Raw genomic sequence first — 16169 nt, forward strand, 5'->3', positions numbered from 1 at the left:
AGCTCAACTCCCCTTCAGTGCCTGCTTGTTGAATGCGCCGAACGCATGGCGGCCGCTGCGTCCGTGGCCGCTGCCGTTGCGGTTGTCGTCGCTCATCAGGTCGTCGAAGAGGGCGCGGGCTTCGAGCATGGCCTCACGCATCTCCTCGGTACCGGCCTGGCTCTCCGGTGTGCCGTTCGTGCGCGTGGTGACGACGCGGTGCACGCGCCGGTAGCCGTGGACGTGGTCCGCGTGGTGCACGGACAGCGCGTCGAACTGCTTCTCGTACTCCTGGACGTCGGGGAAGCCCCGGGCGCCGGCGACCTCGCCGAGCAGTTGGTCGACGTCGGACATGGCCTCGCGGGGCGAGTCGACGAAGAGCTCCTGGGCGGCCGACCAACGGGCCTGGTACTGCTCACGGGCCGCGGGCTCCAGCGGCTGCTCGTGCAGCGAACCGTGCTCCTGGACGCGCTCGCCGAGCTCCCGCTCGGCGGCCTTCGCGTCGCCGTCGTGCCGGGCCACGGTCCGGTCGTACTCCGGCCCGAAGCGGCGCTTCAGGCCCGAGCCGCCGGTCGCGCCTCGGGCACGCAGCGCCAGGGCGGCCGCGGCAGCGACCACGCCGACCACGATCACGATCAAAACGATGATCACGCCTGTGGACATGAGTGCCTTCCGGGTTCTTGGCCAACCGGCTCTCGTAGTCGGTCGGTTCCTCTACCGGGTTGCCGTAAAGGCCCCCTTCAAACGACGCCCACACCTCGGCGGAATTCATGGTGCCGGTGTGTCGATTCCGCCCCGTCCCGTTCGACGCACGGGTAAGGACCGATCGAGGAGGTTGTCATGGGTGAGGTCATCGCACGGCTGGCCATGTCGCTGGACGGGTACGTCGCGGGCCCGGAGTCGGGGCGGGAGCATCCGCTCGGGATCGGCGGGGAGCGGTTGCACGCGTGGGTGTTCGGGCTGCGGAGCTTTCGCCGGATGCAGGGGATGGAGGGCGGCACGGAGGGCCCGGACGACGCGCTGATCGCCGAGTGGTTCGAGCGGCCGGGCGCGGTGGTCATGGGGCACGGCATGTTCGTCAGCGGGGAGACTCCGTGGGGCGACGAACCGCCGTTCCACGCCCCGGTGTTCGTCGTCACCCACCACGCACGTGAGTCGGTGGTCAAGGCGGGCGGCACGACCTACCACTTCGTCACCGAAGGCCCCGGCCGCGCACTGGAGTTGGCCCGCGAGGCGGCCGGCGGCAAGGACGTCTCCCTGGCCGGGGGCGCCGATCTGGTCCAACAGTTCATCGGCGCCGGGTGGTTGGACGAACTCCTCCTGCACGTCGTACCGGTCCTCGCGTGCGGCGGGCGGCGGCTGTTCGACAACGTCGGCGACACGCACATCGAGTGGCGGAAGACCCAGGTCCTGGACTCCTCCCCCGAGGTGACCCATATTCGGTTGCGCCGCATCCCCACCGGCTCCTGACAATGGCGGCATGACCTGGACGATCGCCCCGGAACCCCACGACTCCCCAGTCGCCGCCGCGCTCTGGCGGGCGTACTACACCGAGGTCAGCGACCGCTGGTACCTGCTGCACGAGCACCACCGCACGGACCCCGCCGAACTGGAACGCGAGATCGCCGCCCACACCGGCGCCGAACTCGCCCTGCCCAGCGGCCTGTTGCTGATCGCCCGGTACGAGGGCGAGCCGGCCGGCAGCGCGGGCGTACGCCTGCTGGACGCGACGACCGCCGAGCTGACAAGGGTCTTCGTCCACGAGGGGATGCGCGGCCGGGGCGGCGCCCCGAGGCTGGTGACGGCCGCCGAGGACGCCGCCCGCGAGCTGGGCGCCAAGGTGATGATCCTCGACACCCGCGACGACCTGGTGGAGGCCCGCGCCCTGTACGCCCGGCTCGGCTACGAGGAGACCGAGCGTCACAACGAGGACCAGTACGCCGAGCACTGGTTCCGCAAGAACCTCAACTGAGCTTCGCAGCCGCCCCGTTATGAGGCTGCTCACTGTCCGACCCGCACAGCTCGCCGTTGAGTTCCTTCACCAGCTGAATAAGATCCGTAGGCCGATCCGGCCCCCACCAGTCGCCCAGGGCCTCCGCAAGGGACTCCTCGCGAGCCTGGGCCAGTTTCTCGGCCACTTCCCGCCCCTGGTCGGTCAGTTGGAGGTCGAGGCCCTCGCGTACGGCCAACCGCCGTTCCTCCACCTGGCGGACCGCGGCGAGGATCACCGGCAGCGGCACAGTGCTGCGCTCGGCGAGCACACCCGGTTCCGCCCAGCCGTCCCGCTTGATGCGCAGCAGCAGCCAACTCGCCGCGGGCTGAAGGTCGTAGCCCGCCTTTGCCGTAATGGTCCGATAGATCTCGCGGCGGCCCTCCCGGGTGCCGAGCACGGACAGCGCGCGGCAGACCTCGTCGTAGGAGGACCGTTGGACGGGGTTGCTGGCGAGGGTCTCGGTGACGTCGGGGGCCGTGACCGAGCCGCGCAGCTTGTCCTCCTTGAGGAACCACGCCAGGACGAAGCCGACGAGGGCGACGGGAGCGGCGTAGAGGAAGACGTCGGTGATGGAGGAGGCGTACGCGTGCAGGGCCTCCGGCCGTACCCCGGACGGCAGTTGGGAGATGCTACGCGGATCGGACTCAAGACCGTCCGGTGTGACGCCCGCCGGCAGCGAGGTACCCCGAAGAGCGTCCGCGAGCTTGTCGCCGAGCCGGCCGGCGAAGATCGTGCCGAAGATGGCGACGCCGAACGAGGCGCCGATGGACCGGAAGAAGGTCGCGCCGGAGGTGGCGACGCCGAGGTCCTGGTAGGAGACGGCGTTCTGCACGATGAGCACCAACACCTGCATGACGAGGCCGAGTCCGAGCCCGAAGACGAAGAAGTACGCGCTCATCTCGGCGGTGGGGCTGTTCTCGTCGAGGCGGTGGAGGAGGAGCAGGCCGAGGGCGGTGATGCCGGTGCCCGCGATGGGGAAGACCTTCCAGCGGCCGGTGCGGCTGACGATCTGGCCGGAGGCGGTGGACGACAGCAGCATGCCGAACACCATCGGCAGCATGTGGACGCCGGACATGGTCGGCGAGATGCCCTGCACGACCTGGAGGAAGGTCGGCAGATAGGTCATCGCGCCGAACATCGCGAAGCCGACGATGAAGCTGATGACGGCGGCGAGCGAGAAGGTGCGGACGCGGAACAGCTTGAGCGGGAGCACGGGTTCGGCGGCCCGGCGCTCGACGGCGACGAACGCCGCGATCAGGACCACGCCGAGCACCGCGAGCCCGATGATCTGCGGCGAACCCCAGCCCCAGGTCGTGCCGCCGAGCGAGGCGACGAGGACCAGGCAGGTCGCGACCGCGGCGATGAGGAAGGTGCCGAGGTAGTCGATGACGTGCCGGGTCGACTTGCGCGGGATGTGCAGGGCGGTCGCGATGACGGCGAGGGCGACGACGCCGACGGGGAGGTTGATGTAGAAGACCCAGCGCCAGCTCAGATGCTCGGTGAACAGCCCGCCGAGGAGCGGCCCGAGGACACTGGTCGCGCCGAATACGGCGCCGAACAGCCCCTGGTAGCGCCCGCGTTCGCGCGGTGAGACGACGTCACCGACGATCGCCATCGACAGCACGATGAGCCCGCCGCCACCGAGACCCTGGAGCGCCCGGAAGCCGATCAGCTGGGGCATGTTCTGTGCCGCGCCGCAGAGCGCCGACCCGATCAGAAAGATCACGATCGCGATCTGGAACAGCCTTTTCCGGCCGTACTGGTCGCCCAGCTTGCCCCACAGCGGGGTCGCGGCGGTCGAGGCCAGCAGATACGCCGTGACCACCCACGAGAGGTGTTCGAGGCCGCCGAGATCGCTGACGATCGTCGGCAGCGCGGTCGACACGATGGTCTGGTCGAGGGCGGCGAGCAGCAGCCCGAGGAGCAGCGCCCCGATCGAGACGAGGACGTTGCCCGACACGTGTTCCTGGGCGGAACTGCCCCGCTGCGGGGGCCTCTCCGGTGGCTGCGCGTCGTGCACATTCCCCGTCATACCGTGCGCATCGCCGGCCATGAAGACCTCCCGAGGCTCTCGTTACACATCCATGGTGATCGGTATGGCCCGTTACGGCCTGTTGAGTCCGAGTGGAAGCCCGCATTCCGGGGGTCGGAGGAGACGGCGTGAAGGAGATCCGCATAACCTCTGGAGTTCGACGGGGAGGGACGAACACGTGAACGAGGCGAAGGGCCACATATGCCCGCAGTGCGGGGCACCCCGGGCAGCCGACGGCTCCCCGTCCTGCGCCTGCACCCAACGGGCGTCCGACGCGCTGCGCGACGCGCGTACGGCGGAGGCGGCAGCGGCGGAGGACTTCGACCCGCTGCGGATCAGGCCGTATGTGGAACTGGACGGGAACCCGCAGGAGCAGACACCCCCGACAGCGCCGGTGCCACCCGAGGGTGAGACACAGCGGCTGCCGGCGGTCGAGGAGACGATGCTGCTGCGCGCGGTGACGCAGCCGCCGACCCCTCAGGAGGAGACGTCGGTCCTCCCCACCCTGCGGGCACCGGCGGACACCGCCCCGAACGCGACGGACCTGAGCCTGTTCGCTGGCGGCGGGGGCGGCGAGGGGCGCGGGGACACCCCGGACCCGCTCACGGACGACGAGGACTCCCCGCGCCACCACCGCCGTACCGTCCTCCTCGCCGTCGCGGGGGCCGTCGTGGCGGTCGCCGCGCTGGCGGGATTCGCGAGCGGCATGTTCTCGTACGAGACACCGTCACGGGACACGGCGGCCCCCCAGGGCGTACGGGCGAGCGTCCCGACGGGATCAAAGAGCGCGGCACCGGCAACACCGTCCACGAGCGGCTCCACGTCCGCACAGCCGACGTCGGCGTCCCCGACCCCGTCGCTCAGCGAGACCCCGTCACCGACGGCGTCGTCGACCCCGTCCGCCACGGCGTCCAGGTCCGCAAACGCCGGCCCCACCCCGACGGCCACCGCCACCGCCTCGACCGCCTCCGCCACGGACCGCCAGGGCGGCAGCACCCCCACCACGGTCCTGCAACGCGGCGACGAAGGCCCCGAGGTCACCGAACTCCAGCTCCGCCTGGCCCAGTTGAGGCTCTACACCGGCCCCGACAACGGCATCTTCGACAAGCAGGTACAGACCTCGGTACGCACCTACCAGTTGGCGCGCGGCATCACGTCCGACGCACTGGGGGTGTACGGGGCGGCTACGCGGGCGCGGCTGGAGTCGGAGACCACGGAGCCGTGACGCTGCGCCGGCCGGGGAGCCTAGAGGCGCCGGGGTTGACGGAGGGCGCCGAGATTGGGACGAGCGCCGGGGTCATGGGTGGGCGGAGCTGAAGACTGCCAGGGTTGCGGAGCGCGCCGCGCCTGAAGACTGCAGGGTTGTGAGAGGCGCCGGGGCTGAAGGGCGCCTGGTCCGGCACGCCGCTCGACACCAGCCGGGCCGGCCGACCGCCACCGCAGCAGCCCACGGCCGAAGGCCAACACACGGGGGCCAACACTCCGAGGAGGCGCGGGGAACCGCGCGACCAGCCCCCACGGCGCGGCACCCGCGACAACCCAAGGAGGCACAACCGACGCGCCACTCACCCCCGCCCCACTGATCCCACCCCAACCCGCACCCCCTACCCCACGTGCAGCCGAATCCCCCCGCCCCCCAAATCCTCCACCCGCACCTCGCGCAGATCCCGCACCACCACGTCCGCCCGGTGGAACCCGGCCTGCGGCCCGACCCCCACCACGCGCATCCCCGCCGCGCGCCCCGCGGCGATACCCGCCCCGGAGTCCTCGAAGACGACGCAGTCCGCGGGGGCGATGCCCAGTTCGGCGGCGCCCTTCAGGAAACCCTCGGGGTCGGGCTTGCTCGCGCCGACGGACTCGGCGGTGATGCGGACCTCGGGAAGTTCGAGACCGGCCGCGCCCATCCGCGCCGTGGACAGCGCGACGTCCGCCGACGTGACGAGCGCGTGCGGCAGGCCCCGCAGGGACGCCAGGAACTCCGGCGCGCCCGGGATCGGGACGACGCCCTCGACGTCGGCGGTCTCCTCGGCGAGCATGCGGGCGTTCTCGGCGTGGTTCTGCTCCATGGGCCGGCCTGGCAGCAGCAGCGCCATCGACGCGTACCCCTGCCTGCCGTGCACGACCTTCATGACCTCGTCCGCGTTCAGCCCGTGCCGCTCGGACCAGCGCCGCCAGATCCGCTCGACGACGGCGTGCGAGTCGACGAGGGTGCCGTCCATGTCCAGCAGGAGGGCGCGGGCGGTGAGCACGGTGGTGGCCGTCATCGGCAAGCTCCAAAGCACGGGAGAGGGGTGGTACCTGGCTGCCCCCCGGAGGGACAAGGTGGCCCCGTCCGCCGGTCAGGGAAAACGGACGGGAGCCACTTTGTTTCTCTACGGTACAAAACAAGAGCCGGATCGCGCCACCGTCTCGGGAAGTCTCCGGAAACAGTTCACTCACCGTTCAGCTCGACAGGGCGCCGCTCACCGTCCGTGACGCGATCACGCGCTCACGGCCTCCCACAGGCTCCACGCCCCCAGCGCCAGCATCAGCATCGCCGCGATCTGCGTGATCAGCTTCAGCGGCACCCGCTTCATCAGCGCCTTGCCGCCCACGATGCCCAGCCCGGCCACCGCCCACAGCGCGAGCACCGCGCCAAGACCGACGGAGAACGGGTCGTCGTAGCGAGCCGCGAGGTTGGCCGTCATGATCTGGGTCAGGTCACCGAACTCGGCGACCAGGATGAGCATGAAACCGGCGCCGGACACCCGCCAGAAGGACTGGTCCTTCGGCTTGCGGACCTCCTCCTCGTCGTCACCCTTCTTGAAGAGGAGCACCGCGGCCCCGCCCAGGAAGAGCACACCGGTCACCGCGGCCACCAACTGCTGCGGAAGCAGGGTCAGTACGCTGCCCGCCGCCACCGCGAGCACGACGTGGAGAAGGAACGCGGCGGCCACGCCGGCGAAGACGTACGAGGCGCGGTAACGGGTGCCGAGAACGAGGCCGGCGAGCGCGGTCTTGTCGGGGAGTTCGGCGAGAAAGACGACGCCGAAGACGAGCGCCGTCACACTGATGCTGATCAAGATTCCTCAATCGGTCGGGGCTGCCCCACCGAGAGTGTGATTGCTGTCCGCGGACACCTCGGCACGGCAGCGCACGCGAAAAACGACTAGTGCACTGCTTACCGAAGGTCTCGCTGGCCGATCCCTCCGCGTCAACGCGATGGATCTGCCTCCGGGCGCCGGCTCAGACGAGCTGAGCAGTATGTCGACGGTCCGGCGAAGAGCTACTCCCCTTCTGCGCCATCCACTGTACGCGAGGACCTAGCCACCCCGCCCGTGAGGAAAGTCTCGCCGTACCCCTTGTTGTGTCATGAGCACGTCACTAACTTCTTACCGGACGCACACCTTCCCGCAACACGGCACCGCGAGCATTTCCTCGCTCGCACTCCAACACCCCCACACCACAAGGGAGTTCGTATGCCGAAGTTCTACGCGCGTCGACGGCTCAGCATACTCGCGGCACTTACCGGGCTCATAGCCTTCGCCGGGCTCTTCAACGGCCCGGCCGCCTCCGCCGCGCTTCCCACCCCGGTCAGCGCGGCCACCGCCCGCACCTACCTCGCCTCGCTCACCGTGGCGACCGAGGTCCGGACGGGCTACGACCGTGACCTGTTCCCCACCTGGATCACGATCAGCGGCACCTGCAACACCCGTGAGTACGTCCTCAAGCGGGACGGTACGAACGTCGTCACCACCGCCGCCTGCGTCGCGACCAGCGGCAGCTGGTACTCGGTCTACGACGGCGCCACCTGGACCGCCGCCTCCGACCTGGACATCGACCACCTCGTCCCGCTCGCCGAGGCATGGGACTCCGGCGCCCGCAACTGGACCACCGCCCAGCGCCAGGCCTTCGCCAACGACGTCACCCGGCCGCAGCTGATCGCCGTCACGGACAACGTCAACCAGTCCAAGAGCGACCAGGACCCGGCCGAGTGGATGCCCCCGATCACCTCGTACGCCTGCACCTACGTGCGTGCCTGGGTCCAGGTGAAGTACTACTACGACCTCTCGGTCGACACCGCCGAGAAGGCCAAGCTGACCTCGGTCCTCAGCGGCTGCTGAGCTCCGGAACCAACTGGTCATCCGCGGAACCTAGTCGCTGACCTCCGTCGTTCCGTACCGTACGGGGCGACGGAGGAAGGTGATCAACCTTGGCCGGACTGTGCCTTGGACCACTGCTTCGCTACGCCGACGGCTCGTCCGCGACCGTCTGGGTCGAGGCGAGCCGTCCGTGCACCGCCGAGGTGCGCTGCGCGGACGGCGCCCGGGGCACCACCCGGACCTTCCAAGTGGCGGGCCACCACTACGCGTTGGTGCCGGTGGAGGGCCTCACACCAGGGACCTCGACGCCGTACGACGTGTTCCTGGACGGCACGCGCGTGTGGCCGCTGCCGGACTCGTCGTTCCCGCCCTCGGTGATCCACACGCCGGACGCCGACGGGACCGTCCGCGTCGCGTTCGGCTCCTGCCGCTGGGCCGCACCGGCCGCCGACGCCCACGACCCGGTGGGCCCGGACGCCCTGGACACGCTGGCCTCGCGCATCGCCCGCGACCCGAAGGCCGAACGGCCGGACGTACTCGTCCTGTTGGGCGACCAGGTGTACGCCGACGAGGTCTCCGACGCGACCCGCCGCTGGCTGTCCGCGCGCCGCGATCCGAGCGAACCGCCCGGCAGCGGGGTCGCGGACTACGAGGAGTACACGCGCCTCTACTACGAGTCATGGCTCGACCCGGAGATCCGCTGGCTGCTCTCCACCGTGCCGTCGTGCATGATCTTCGACGACCATGACGTCATCGACGACTGGAACACCAGCGCCGCCTGGCTGGCGGACATGCGGGCCACCCCGTGGTGGCGCGAGCGGGTGCTCAGCGGCCTGATGTCGTACTGGGTCCACCAGCACCTGGGGAACCTCTCCCCCGCCGAACTCGCCGCCGACCCCCTCTACTTGGCGGTCCAGGACACCCCCGACGGCACCGACGAACTCCGCGCCTTCGCCTGCCGCGCCGACACCGACCCGGCCACCGTCCGCTGGAGCTACCGGCGTGACTTCGGCCGCGTCCGCCTGCTGATGGTGGACAGCAGGGCGGCCCGCGTCCTCGACGAGCAGCACCGCGCGATGCTCGACCCCGGCGAGGCCCAGTGGCTGCGCACCGAGGCACTGCAGGACCCCGGTTCCTACGACCACCTCCTCATCGGCACCTCACTCCCCTGGCTGCTGCCCCACCTCGTCCACGACGCCGAGTCCTGGGACGCGTCCCTGTGCCGCGGCGAACGGGGCGCCCGCTGGGCCGACTTCGGCGAGAAGCTGCGCCGCGCGGCCGACCTGGAACACTGGGCGGCGTTCCCGGAGTCCTTCGAGGAACTGGCGGACCTGATCGCCGAGGTGGGCTCGGGGGACGGGGCACCGGCGTCGGTGCTCGTACTGTCGGGAGATGTACACCACGCGTACGTGGCGGAGCCCAAGTGGCCTGCGAGGCCCGCGAGTTCGGAGCCGACAGGTCCCCTGAATTCCCGGGTCCTCCAGCTCACCTGCTCCCCCGTCCACAACTCCATCCCCCTGTACATACGCCTCGGCTTCCGCTTCGGCTGGAGCGCCGTCGCCCGCGGCCTGGGCCGCCGCCTCGCCCGGCACGGCCGTTGCCCGCGCCCCTCGGTCAAGTGGCGCAAGACGGGCGGCCCTTGGTTCGGCAACCAGCTCATGACCCTGACGCTGCACGGCCGTTCGGCCCGGCTGCGGCTGGAGCAGGCACGGGCGGACGGGACGCTGAAGACCGTGGAGGAGTCCCCACTGACACCCTCGTGACCTCGCTCGGGGCATGATGAGGCGGGCCGTCCGCTTTCCCAGTGGGCGGTCTGCTCCATTGCGCCCCCACACGCCCGGGAGTCACCCCTGTGTCTGCAGTGAACGCGTCCGACGGCGAACCGGCGTCCGTCTCGGTCGCCGTGGTCGGCGCCGGTCCGCGCGGTACCAGCGTGCTGGAACGCCTCTGCGCCTCCGCGCCGGAACTCCTCCCGCCCGGCGCCCGGCTCACCGTCCACGTCGTCGACCCGGCGCCCCCGGGCCCCGGCCGCGTCTGGCGCTCCGCGCAGTCGCCCGAGCTGCTGATGAACACCGTGGCCTCCCAGGTGACCCTTTTCACCGACGCCAGCGTCGACTGCTCGGGCCCGGTCCGCCCCGGCCCGAGCCTGCACGAGTGGGCGCCCGCCGAACTGGGCCCGGACGACTACCCCACCCGCGCGCACTACGGCCGCTATCTGGAGTGGGTGTTCGCCCGCACCGTCCGCGAGGCGCCCGAGTCCGTCCACGTGGAACCGCACACGGCACGCGCCGTACGCCTCGACGACACGGCGGACGGCCACCAGTGCCTCACCCTGGACAACGGCCGTACCCTGTCCGCCCTTTCGGCCGTGGTCCTGGCACAGGGTCACCTCCCGACGGCCCCGGACAGCACCCAGCGCCGCCTCTCCTCCCACGCCCGCCACCACGGCCTGCGCCACATCCCGCCCGCCAACCCGGCCGACGTCGACCTGTCCGTCGTACGGCCGGGCGAACCAGTCCTGTTGCGCGGCCTTGGCCTCAACTTCTTCGACCACACAGCCCTGTTGACGACGGGCAGGGGCGGCCGTTTCGTCCGCACGGAGAACGGCGGCCTGCGCTACCTCCCCTCCGGCAACGAGCCCCGCCTGTACGCCGGTTCACGCCGAGGCATCCCATACCAGGCCCGAGGCGACAACGCGAAGGGCCCCTACGGCCGCCACACCCCCCTCGTCCTCACCCCCGAGGCGATATCCGCCTTCCGCAAACGCGCCGACTCGGCCGAGCCGCCCGAATTCCTCACGGAGATATGGCCGTTGGTGGCCAAAGAGGTCGAGACGGTCTACTACACGACTCTGCTACGGCCCTCCCGGCAACCGGAGTTCGCGGAATCCACGGGCGTCACGGAATTCGCCGAACGCTTCCTCGCCGTCCCGCACCGCGACCCCCAAGAGGCCCTGATACTCGACGAGTTCGGAGTCCCGGTCGCAAACCGCTGGAGCTGGGACCGGCTGTCCCGCCCGTATACGGAACGCGATCTCGCGCACCCGGCGGCCTGGCGGGACTGGCTGCTGTCGTATCTGCGCGAGGACGCCGAACACGCGGCGCTCGGCAATGTGGACGGCCCGCTCAAGGCGGCCCTGGACGTGCTGCGCGATCTGCGCAACGAACTCCGGCTGGTCGTCGACCACGGCGGTCTCGCGGGCACCTCCCGCCGTGACCACCTGGACCGCTGGTACACCCCGCTCAACGCGTTCCTGTCCATCGGCCCGCCCCGCCGCCGTATCGAGGAACTGGCCGCGCTGGTGGAGGCGGGCGTGGTGGAGGTGCTCGGGCCGCGCCTTGAGGTGCGGGAGGCGGACGGCGCCTGGGTGGCGCGCTCCCCGGAGATACCGGGCTCGACGGTGCGGGTGACCACCCTCGTCGAGGCCCGACTGCCCGAACCGGACCTGCGCCGCACCGCCGACGAACTGCTCGGCCGACTGCTGAGGACGGGCCGGTGCCGGCCGCACACGGTGGACGGTTACGAGACGGGCGGGCTGGATGTGACACCGCGCCCGTACCGTCTGATCGACCGTCAAGGAGGCGTCCACGCACGGCGGTTCGCGTTCGGGGTGCCCACGGAGGGCGTGCACTGGGTGACCGCGGCCGGCGCCCGTCCAGGCGTGGACTCGGTCACGCTGTCGGACGCGGACGCGGTGGCACGAGCCGTCCTCCGCGTGGTGACGGCGGAGCCGACGTCCAGCGGGCAGACGCCAACCAGCGCCCACCCCTGGACGTATCCGCAGGTCAGGGAGCCCAGCCGAACGGCACGGTGAAGCAGGCGGCGCGGACCTTGCTGCCCGGCATGTCGTGGATCACGACGGAGGACGCCTGGCCCTGCCGGAAGTCCCAGTCGTGCCGGGCGCTCGACTCGGCAGCGCCGTGCTCGTCGGCCGTGAAGTCGAGCCAGACCTCGTTGTCGGCGTTGGTGGCGGCCGGGTCCGTGGACGGCTTGTGCTGGAAGTGCCCGCCCGCGGCGGCCGGGTCGGCGCCGCACGGCTTCTGGTGCACATGGACGGCGTACGCGTGCCCCGGCACCATCCCGTCGACCCGGAGCTTCACGGTCGTGGCGCCACTGACCGCCGTGTGCTGACTCACCTGGATCCACGCGGCGGCCGGGACCAGCTTGTTGTCGTACGTCACCGCCGCCGACGGCACGAGGGCGCCGACCGGCGCGAACCGCGCGTCCGTCCGCATCCAGTAACCGTCCGGGGCGCCGGCGGCTCCCGCACCGCCCGTACCGCTCGCCAGTAGGGCCGCGACGACGGCGCCCGCGCACATGCCTGCCACCATGATGTGTACCGTTCCTCACGTTCAGGTGTACTTGGAGCCCCTTTACGTTGCTACGGGATGCGAGCCCGCCCCGCCCCTCGGGGCGGGGCAGCCGGGTGAACACGCTGTGCGGATCACACGCGCCCCCCGTGAATCTCCTGTCGCCACCCAGGCGTACGCTGTATGGCTGTCACTGGCCGCCCTGCCGCGGCCCACGGGGGAGTTCACGGGGAGAAGCGTTGTTCGAGAGTGTGGGGTCGCTGACCGGCAGCCCATGGATCTACGCCATGGTCGCCTTGTCCGTCCTCCTTGATGTGTTCCTGCCGGTTCTGCCGAGCGGTGTCCTGGTCATCGCGGCCGCTACGGCGGCGGCAGCGGGCACCGGCGCGGCGGCCGACGCCGTGCCCGTCCCGCACGAGGTCCCCAGCATCCTGGCGCTGATCGCGTCCGCCGCGACCGCGTCCGTACTGGGCGACCTGGTCGCGTACCGGCTGGCCTGGCGCGGCGGCGAACGCCTGGACCGCGCCATCTCCCGCTCCCGCCGCCTCACCACCGCGCAGGAACGTCTCGGCCTGGCCCTGGCCCGCGGCGGCGGAGCCCTGGTCATCCTGGCCCGCTTCGCCCCGGCCGGCCGCTCGGTCGTCTCCCTCGGCGCGGGCGCCGCCCACCGCCGCGCCCGCGACTTCCTCCCCTGGTCGGCCCTGGCGGGCCTGTCCTGGGCGGGGTACAGCGTGGCGCTGGGGTACTACGGCGCGCAGTGGCTGGGGGCGACATGGCTGGCGACGGGGGTGTCGCTGGTGGCGTTGTTCGGGGCGGGAGCGGGGGCGGCATATGTGATGCGGAGGCAGCCGCGCGTGACGGCGGAGGTTAGCGCCCCTTAGAGCGCGGTTCGCCACGGATCGGGGGCGCGGCTTCGTTCCTTAGGGGCACGCGTTCGCTTCGGATCAGGGGCGCGCGTTCGCTTTGGATCAGGGGCGCGCGTTGGCTTTGGATCAGGGGCGCGCGTTCGTTTTTTTGGGGGCGCGGGGAACTGCGCGACCAGCCCCCACCGGCCCGCAGATTCATCACGGAACGGATCGAAGGCACGCGTTCGTTTCTCAGACGCACGGCTTCGCTACGGATCAGGGACGCGCGTTCGTTTTTAGGAGCGCGGGGAACTACGCGACCAGCCCCCACCGACCCGCGCTTTGATCACCGGCCTTCCCGCGGAGCGCCCCGTACCTGCAGCCCCGCCAGCAACTCAGCCGTGGCGTCGGCGATCACATCCACCGCGTGGTCGAAGACCTCGCGATTGTGGGCGGCGGGCGCCCGGAACCCGGAGACCTTGCGCACGTACTGCAACGCGGCGGCGCGGATCTCCTCCTCCGTGGCCTCGTCGGGCAGGGCGGGCGGTCGAAGCGTCTTGATACTGCGGCACATACGTCCAGTCTCCCGCTTCGGAAGCGATACCGCCGGTCCTCTCCCGAACACACCTGCGATGATCCCTTCCGAGGCGGCCACCGTTCACGGGGCCGACCGACGAGAGGACGCGACACCATGGCGAACAACGAACTCACCGTGGCGGTACTGGGCCCCGGCGGCGTGGGCGGCCTGCTGGCGGCGCTGCTGTCCCGGGCCGGCCACCGGGTGATCTGCGTGGCCGGAGAAGAGACGGCCGCCACCCTCCGCACGAACGGCATCCGGGTCCGCAGCGCCCGCTTCGGCGACTTCACGTCGACGGTGGAGGCGGACACGGAACTGCGCGAACCGGTCGACGCCTGCCTGATCACGGTCAAGGCGACGGCCCTGGACGCGGCGCTCACCCGAGTCCCGGCGAAGACGCTGGGAGACGGCCTCCTCGTCCCCTTCCTGAACGGCGTGGAACACCCGACGCACCTGCGCGCCCGCTACACCCCCACCCGGGTCGCCCCCGCGATCATCCGGGTGGAGTCAACTCGCACCGCGCCAGGGGTGATTGAGCACGGCAGCCCGTTCGCGGAGATCGATCTGACGGGCGACACTGTCCCCCGCGAGCGCCTGGACGCACTGGCGGCGGCACTGGGCGCGGCCGGCCCCAAGACCCAGGTCCTGCCCGACGAAACGGCGGCACTCTGGGCCAAGATGACGTTCCTGGCCCCCCTCGCCCTCCTCACCACCCGCTACGGCCTCCCCCTCGGCGACGTACGCACGCGCCACCGCGAGGAGTTGACGGCCCTGCTGGAGGAAACGGCGGCGGTGAGCCGTTCGTACGGCGGCCCGTCGGACGCGGCGGGAGCACTGGCCCGCTACGACACGTTCCCTCCGCAGACGAAGTCGTCGATGCAGCGTGACGCGGAGGCGGGCCGCCCGCTCGAACTGGACGCGATCGGCGGGGCGTTGCTGCGGGCGGCCGAGCGACAGGGCATCACGGTGCCGGTGACGGCAAGGCTGGTAAGGGAGTTGGGGGCGCAGAGCGCCAACTGACAAGCAGGTCACCCTCCGACAGGCAGATCACCCTTGGAGGTCGACCCGCCAGTCGTTGGAGGTGATCCAACTCCCCTTCGGGTACTCGAACTCCACCTCACCGAGCAGGGTGAACCCGGCTTTGCGGCACACCGAGTTCGACGCGTGATGGTCGACGCTCGGAAAGGCGTGCAGATACCGGTTCCCCCCGGCGGCTCGCGCCACGTCCACAATGGCGCGGGCCGCCCGGGCAGCCAGCCCACGCCCCTGGAACTCGGGCAACACCCCCCACCCGGTCTCCCACACCGTCTCGCCCCGCCACTCCCGCTCCCAGAACCCGATCGAGCCGACGGTCTCCCCACTCCCCGCCGACTCGACCCGGTACATGCACCCCCGCCCCAACCCGACATACCGCCGATGCCGAGCCTCAAGCTGCGCCTCGCCCTCGGGACCCCCCAAGTGCGCGGTCATCTCAGGGCTGTTGAGCCGCTCCAACAACCAGAAGTCACCATCGGCCCAGGGCTGAAGCCTCACGAGTTCCACGTCCATGCCGAGCACAGTAGGCGGCCCCACTGACATTCGACTTCGTCAACTCCCGCCCATCAAGCGGTACATGCCGACCGAGCCATGCACCGCACGCTGTTCGCCGGGGACGACATCAAGGGCGTCATCGCCCGCCTGCGCACCCAAGGCGCCGAACTCGTCAGGAAGAGCGCCGCAGCCACTCGGTGTACCAGGTGCGAAAGTCCGGGCTCACCAGGACGAAGCCGCCCCAGTCCGGGTCGATCTGCCAGACCTCGCCCTTTCGCGGGCCGTTCAGGATCAGCCTCACGTAGCTGCCGCAGCCCTCCTCGGCCAGCATGAGCGTGCCCCGGGTCAGCTCACCGGCCGATGCGCCGATACGGCCGGGCAGGGGTTCGGCGAGGGGGAACGGCTCGGCGAGCCGGCCCGGCAGCCGGTCTTCTTCCCACTCGTCGTCCACGGCCCACTCCTCGCCGGTCTCCGGGCGGCGGGGGACGGTCAACGGCATCAGCCCGTGACCGGGGCCGGCGGGTCCGTCACCCACCTCCGTGACGAAGGACCGGTACTCCGTCGGCAGATCGACGCCATGGGCTTCCTCGAATGCCCCCACCTCCACCTCCGGCAGCGCAGGCGACAGCTCGTACCGGTGCGTATCCGCCCCGAAGCGCGACCGCTCCGGGTCCCGTGCCGCCAGCTCCCGTATCCGAGCGCGTACACCGCCCTCGTCCCAGCTCCCCATCCGGCGACCGTAGCAACGACATCCCCAACCCGATCGTGTGAAGTCCCGGAAGAAACTCGCGACCCAAATTCGAACAGGCGTAGCATTACCG

The 16169-nt window shown here is 70.9% G+C and carries 16 protein-coding genes; 8 read left to right on the forward strand and 8 right to left on the reverse strand.

Going from position 1 to position 16169, the window contains the following annotated elements:
• Positions 1-3 precede the first annotated feature (3 nt).
• Complete coding sequence (locus ACFWP5_RS16325; RefSeq protein WP_384155905.1) at positions 4-642, reverse strand: hypothetical protein; 639 nt, start codon at positions 640-642, stop codon at positions 4-6.
• Between the two features lie 177 nt (positions 643-819).
• On the opposite strand from ACFWP5_RS16325, the gene ACFWP5_RS16330 reads away from it, so the two are divergent.
• Both ACFWP5_RS16330 and ACFWP5_RS16335 read left to right on the forward strand, forming a co-directional pair.
• The gene (locus ACFWP5_RS16330; RefSeq protein WP_384155908.1) at positions 820-1449 is read left to right on the forward strand and encodes a dihydrofolate reductase family protein; all 630 of its coding nucleotides are present in this window, start codon (positions 820-822) and stop codon (positions 1447-1449) included.
• A gap of 10 nt (positions 1450-1459) precedes the next feature.
• Positions 1460-1951, forward strand: a complete 492-nt coding sequence (locus ACFWP5_RS16335; RefSeq protein ID WP_384155911.1) for a GNAT family N-acetyltransferase — start codon at positions 1460-1462, stop codon at positions 1949-1951.
• On the opposite strand, the gene ACFWP5_RS16340 is transcribed toward ACFWP5_RS16335, so the two are convergent.
• On the reverse strand, positions 1944-4025 hold the full coding sequence (locus ACFWP5_RS16340; RefSeq protein ID WP_384155914.1) for a DHA2 family efflux MFS transporter permease subunit: 2082 nt from the start codon (positions 4023-4025) through the stop codon (positions 1944-1946). The two genes, ACFWP5_RS16335 and ACFWP5_RS16340, sit on opposite strands and share 8 nt — an antisense overlap.
• A 157-nt stretch (positions 4026-4182) precedes the next feature.
• On the opposite strand from ACFWP5_RS16340, the gene ACFWP5_RS16345 reads away from it, so the two are divergent.
• Positions 4183-5229, forward strand: coding sequence for a peptidoglycan-binding protein (locus tag ACFWP5_RS16345; RefSeq protein ID WP_384155917.1), 1047 nt, complete (start codon positions 4183-4185; stop codon positions 5227-5229).
• A gap of 379 nt (positions 5230-5608) precedes the next feature.
• Here ACFWP5_RS16345 and ACFWP5_RS16350 read toward each other — a convergent pair whose 3' ends face one another.
• Positions 5609-6268 carry an HAD-IA family hydrolase gene (locus ACFWP5_RS16350; RefSeq protein ID WP_384155920.1) on the reverse strand — a complete coding sequence of 220 codons (660 nt, stop codon included), beginning with the start codon at positions 6266-6268 and terminating at the stop codon, positions 5609-5611.
• 216 nt (positions 6269-6484) lie between these two features.
• Positions 6485-7066 carry a TMEM165/GDT1 family protein gene (locus tag ACFWP5_RS16355; RefSeq protein WP_384155923.1) on the reverse strand — a complete coding sequence of 194 codons (582 nt, stop codon included), beginning with the start codon at positions 7064-7066 and terminating at the stop codon, positions 6485-6487.
• Positions 7067-7462: 396 nt separating this feature from the next.
• On the opposite strand from ACFWP5_RS16355, the gene ACFWP5_RS16360 reads away from it, so the two are divergent.
• From ACFWP5_RS16360 to ACFWP5_RS16370, 3 genes are all read left to right on the forward strand, one after another.
• On the forward strand, positions 7463-8107 hold the full coding sequence (locus ACFWP5_RS16360; RefSeq protein WP_384155925.1) for an HNH endonuclease family protein: 645 nt from the start codon (positions 7463-7465) through the stop codon (positions 8105-8107).
• Positions 8108-8196: 89 nt separating this feature from the next.
• Positions 8197-9849: an alkaline phosphatase D family protein gene (locus tag ACFWP5_RS16365; RefSeq protein ID WP_384155928.1), complete on the forward strand. Its 1653-nt coding sequence runs from the start codon at positions 8197-8199 to the stop codon at positions 9847-9849.
• Positions 9850-9938: 89 nt separating this feature from the next.
• Positions 9939-11900, forward strand: coding sequence for an FAD/NAD(P)-binding protein (locus ACFWP5_RS16370; protein ID WP_384155931.1), 1962 nt, complete (start codon positions 9939-9941; stop codon positions 11898-11900).
• Here the strand turns inward: ACFWP5_RS16370 and ACFWP5_RS16375 are convergent.
• A complete protein-coding gene (locus tag ACFWP5_RS16375) occupies positions 11872-12417 on the reverse strand; it encodes a superoxide dismutase family protein (RefSeq protein WP_384155934.1) in 546 nt (181 codons plus the stop codon). The genes ACFWP5_RS16370 and ACFWP5_RS16375 overlap by 29 nt on opposite strands.
• A gap of 218 nt (positions 12418-12635) precedes the next feature.
• On the opposite strand from ACFWP5_RS16375, the gene ACFWP5_RS16380 reads away from it, so the two are divergent.
• Entirely contained in the window at positions 12636-13277 is a 642-nt protein-coding gene (locus ACFWP5_RS16380; protein ID WP_384155937.1) for a DedA family protein, read from the forward strand.
• A gap of 310 nt (positions 13278-13587) precedes the next feature.
• Here ACFWP5_RS16380 and ACFWP5_RS16385 read toward each other — a convergent pair whose 3' ends face one another.
• The gene (locus tag ACFWP5_RS16385) at positions 13588-13815 is read right to left on the reverse strand and encodes a DUF2277 domain-containing protein (protein ID WP_384155940.1); all 228 of its coding nucleotides are present in this window, start codon (positions 13813-13815) and stop codon (positions 13588-13590) included.
• A gap of 117 nt (positions 13816-13932) precedes the next feature.
• Between ACFWP5_RS16385 and ACFWP5_RS16390 the strand changes: the two genes are divergently transcribed.
• The gene (locus ACFWP5_RS16390; RefSeq protein WP_384155943.1) at positions 13933-14838 is read left to right on the forward strand and encodes a ketopantoate reductase family protein; all 906 of its coding nucleotides are present in this window, start codon (positions 13933-13935) and stop codon (positions 14836-14838) included.
• A gap of 27 nt (positions 14839-14865) precedes the next feature.
• On the opposite strand, the gene ACFWP5_RS16395 is transcribed toward ACFWP5_RS16390, so the two are convergent.
• Both ACFWP5_RS16395 and ACFWP5_RS16400 read right to left on the reverse strand, forming a co-directional pair.
• Complete coding sequence (locus ACFWP5_RS16395) at positions 14866-15366, reverse strand: GNAT family N-acetyltransferase (protein ID WP_384155946.1); 501 nt, start codon at positions 15364-15366, stop codon at positions 14866-14868.
• A 154-nt stretch (positions 15367-15520) separates the two neighbouring features.
• Positions 15521-16078 carry an SMI1/KNR4 family protein gene (locus ACFWP5_RS16400; RefSeq protein ID WP_384155949.1) on the reverse strand — a complete coding sequence of 186 codons (558 nt, stop codon included), beginning with the start codon at positions 16076-16078 and terminating at the stop codon, positions 15521-15523.
• Between the last annotated feature and the right edge of the window lie 91 nt (positions 16079-16169).

This window comes from Streptomyces sp. NPDC058469 (assembly GCF_042721125.1).
Taxonomy (GTDB): domain Bacteria; phylum Actinomycetota; class Actinomycetes; order Streptomycetales; family Streptomycetaceae; genus Streptomyces.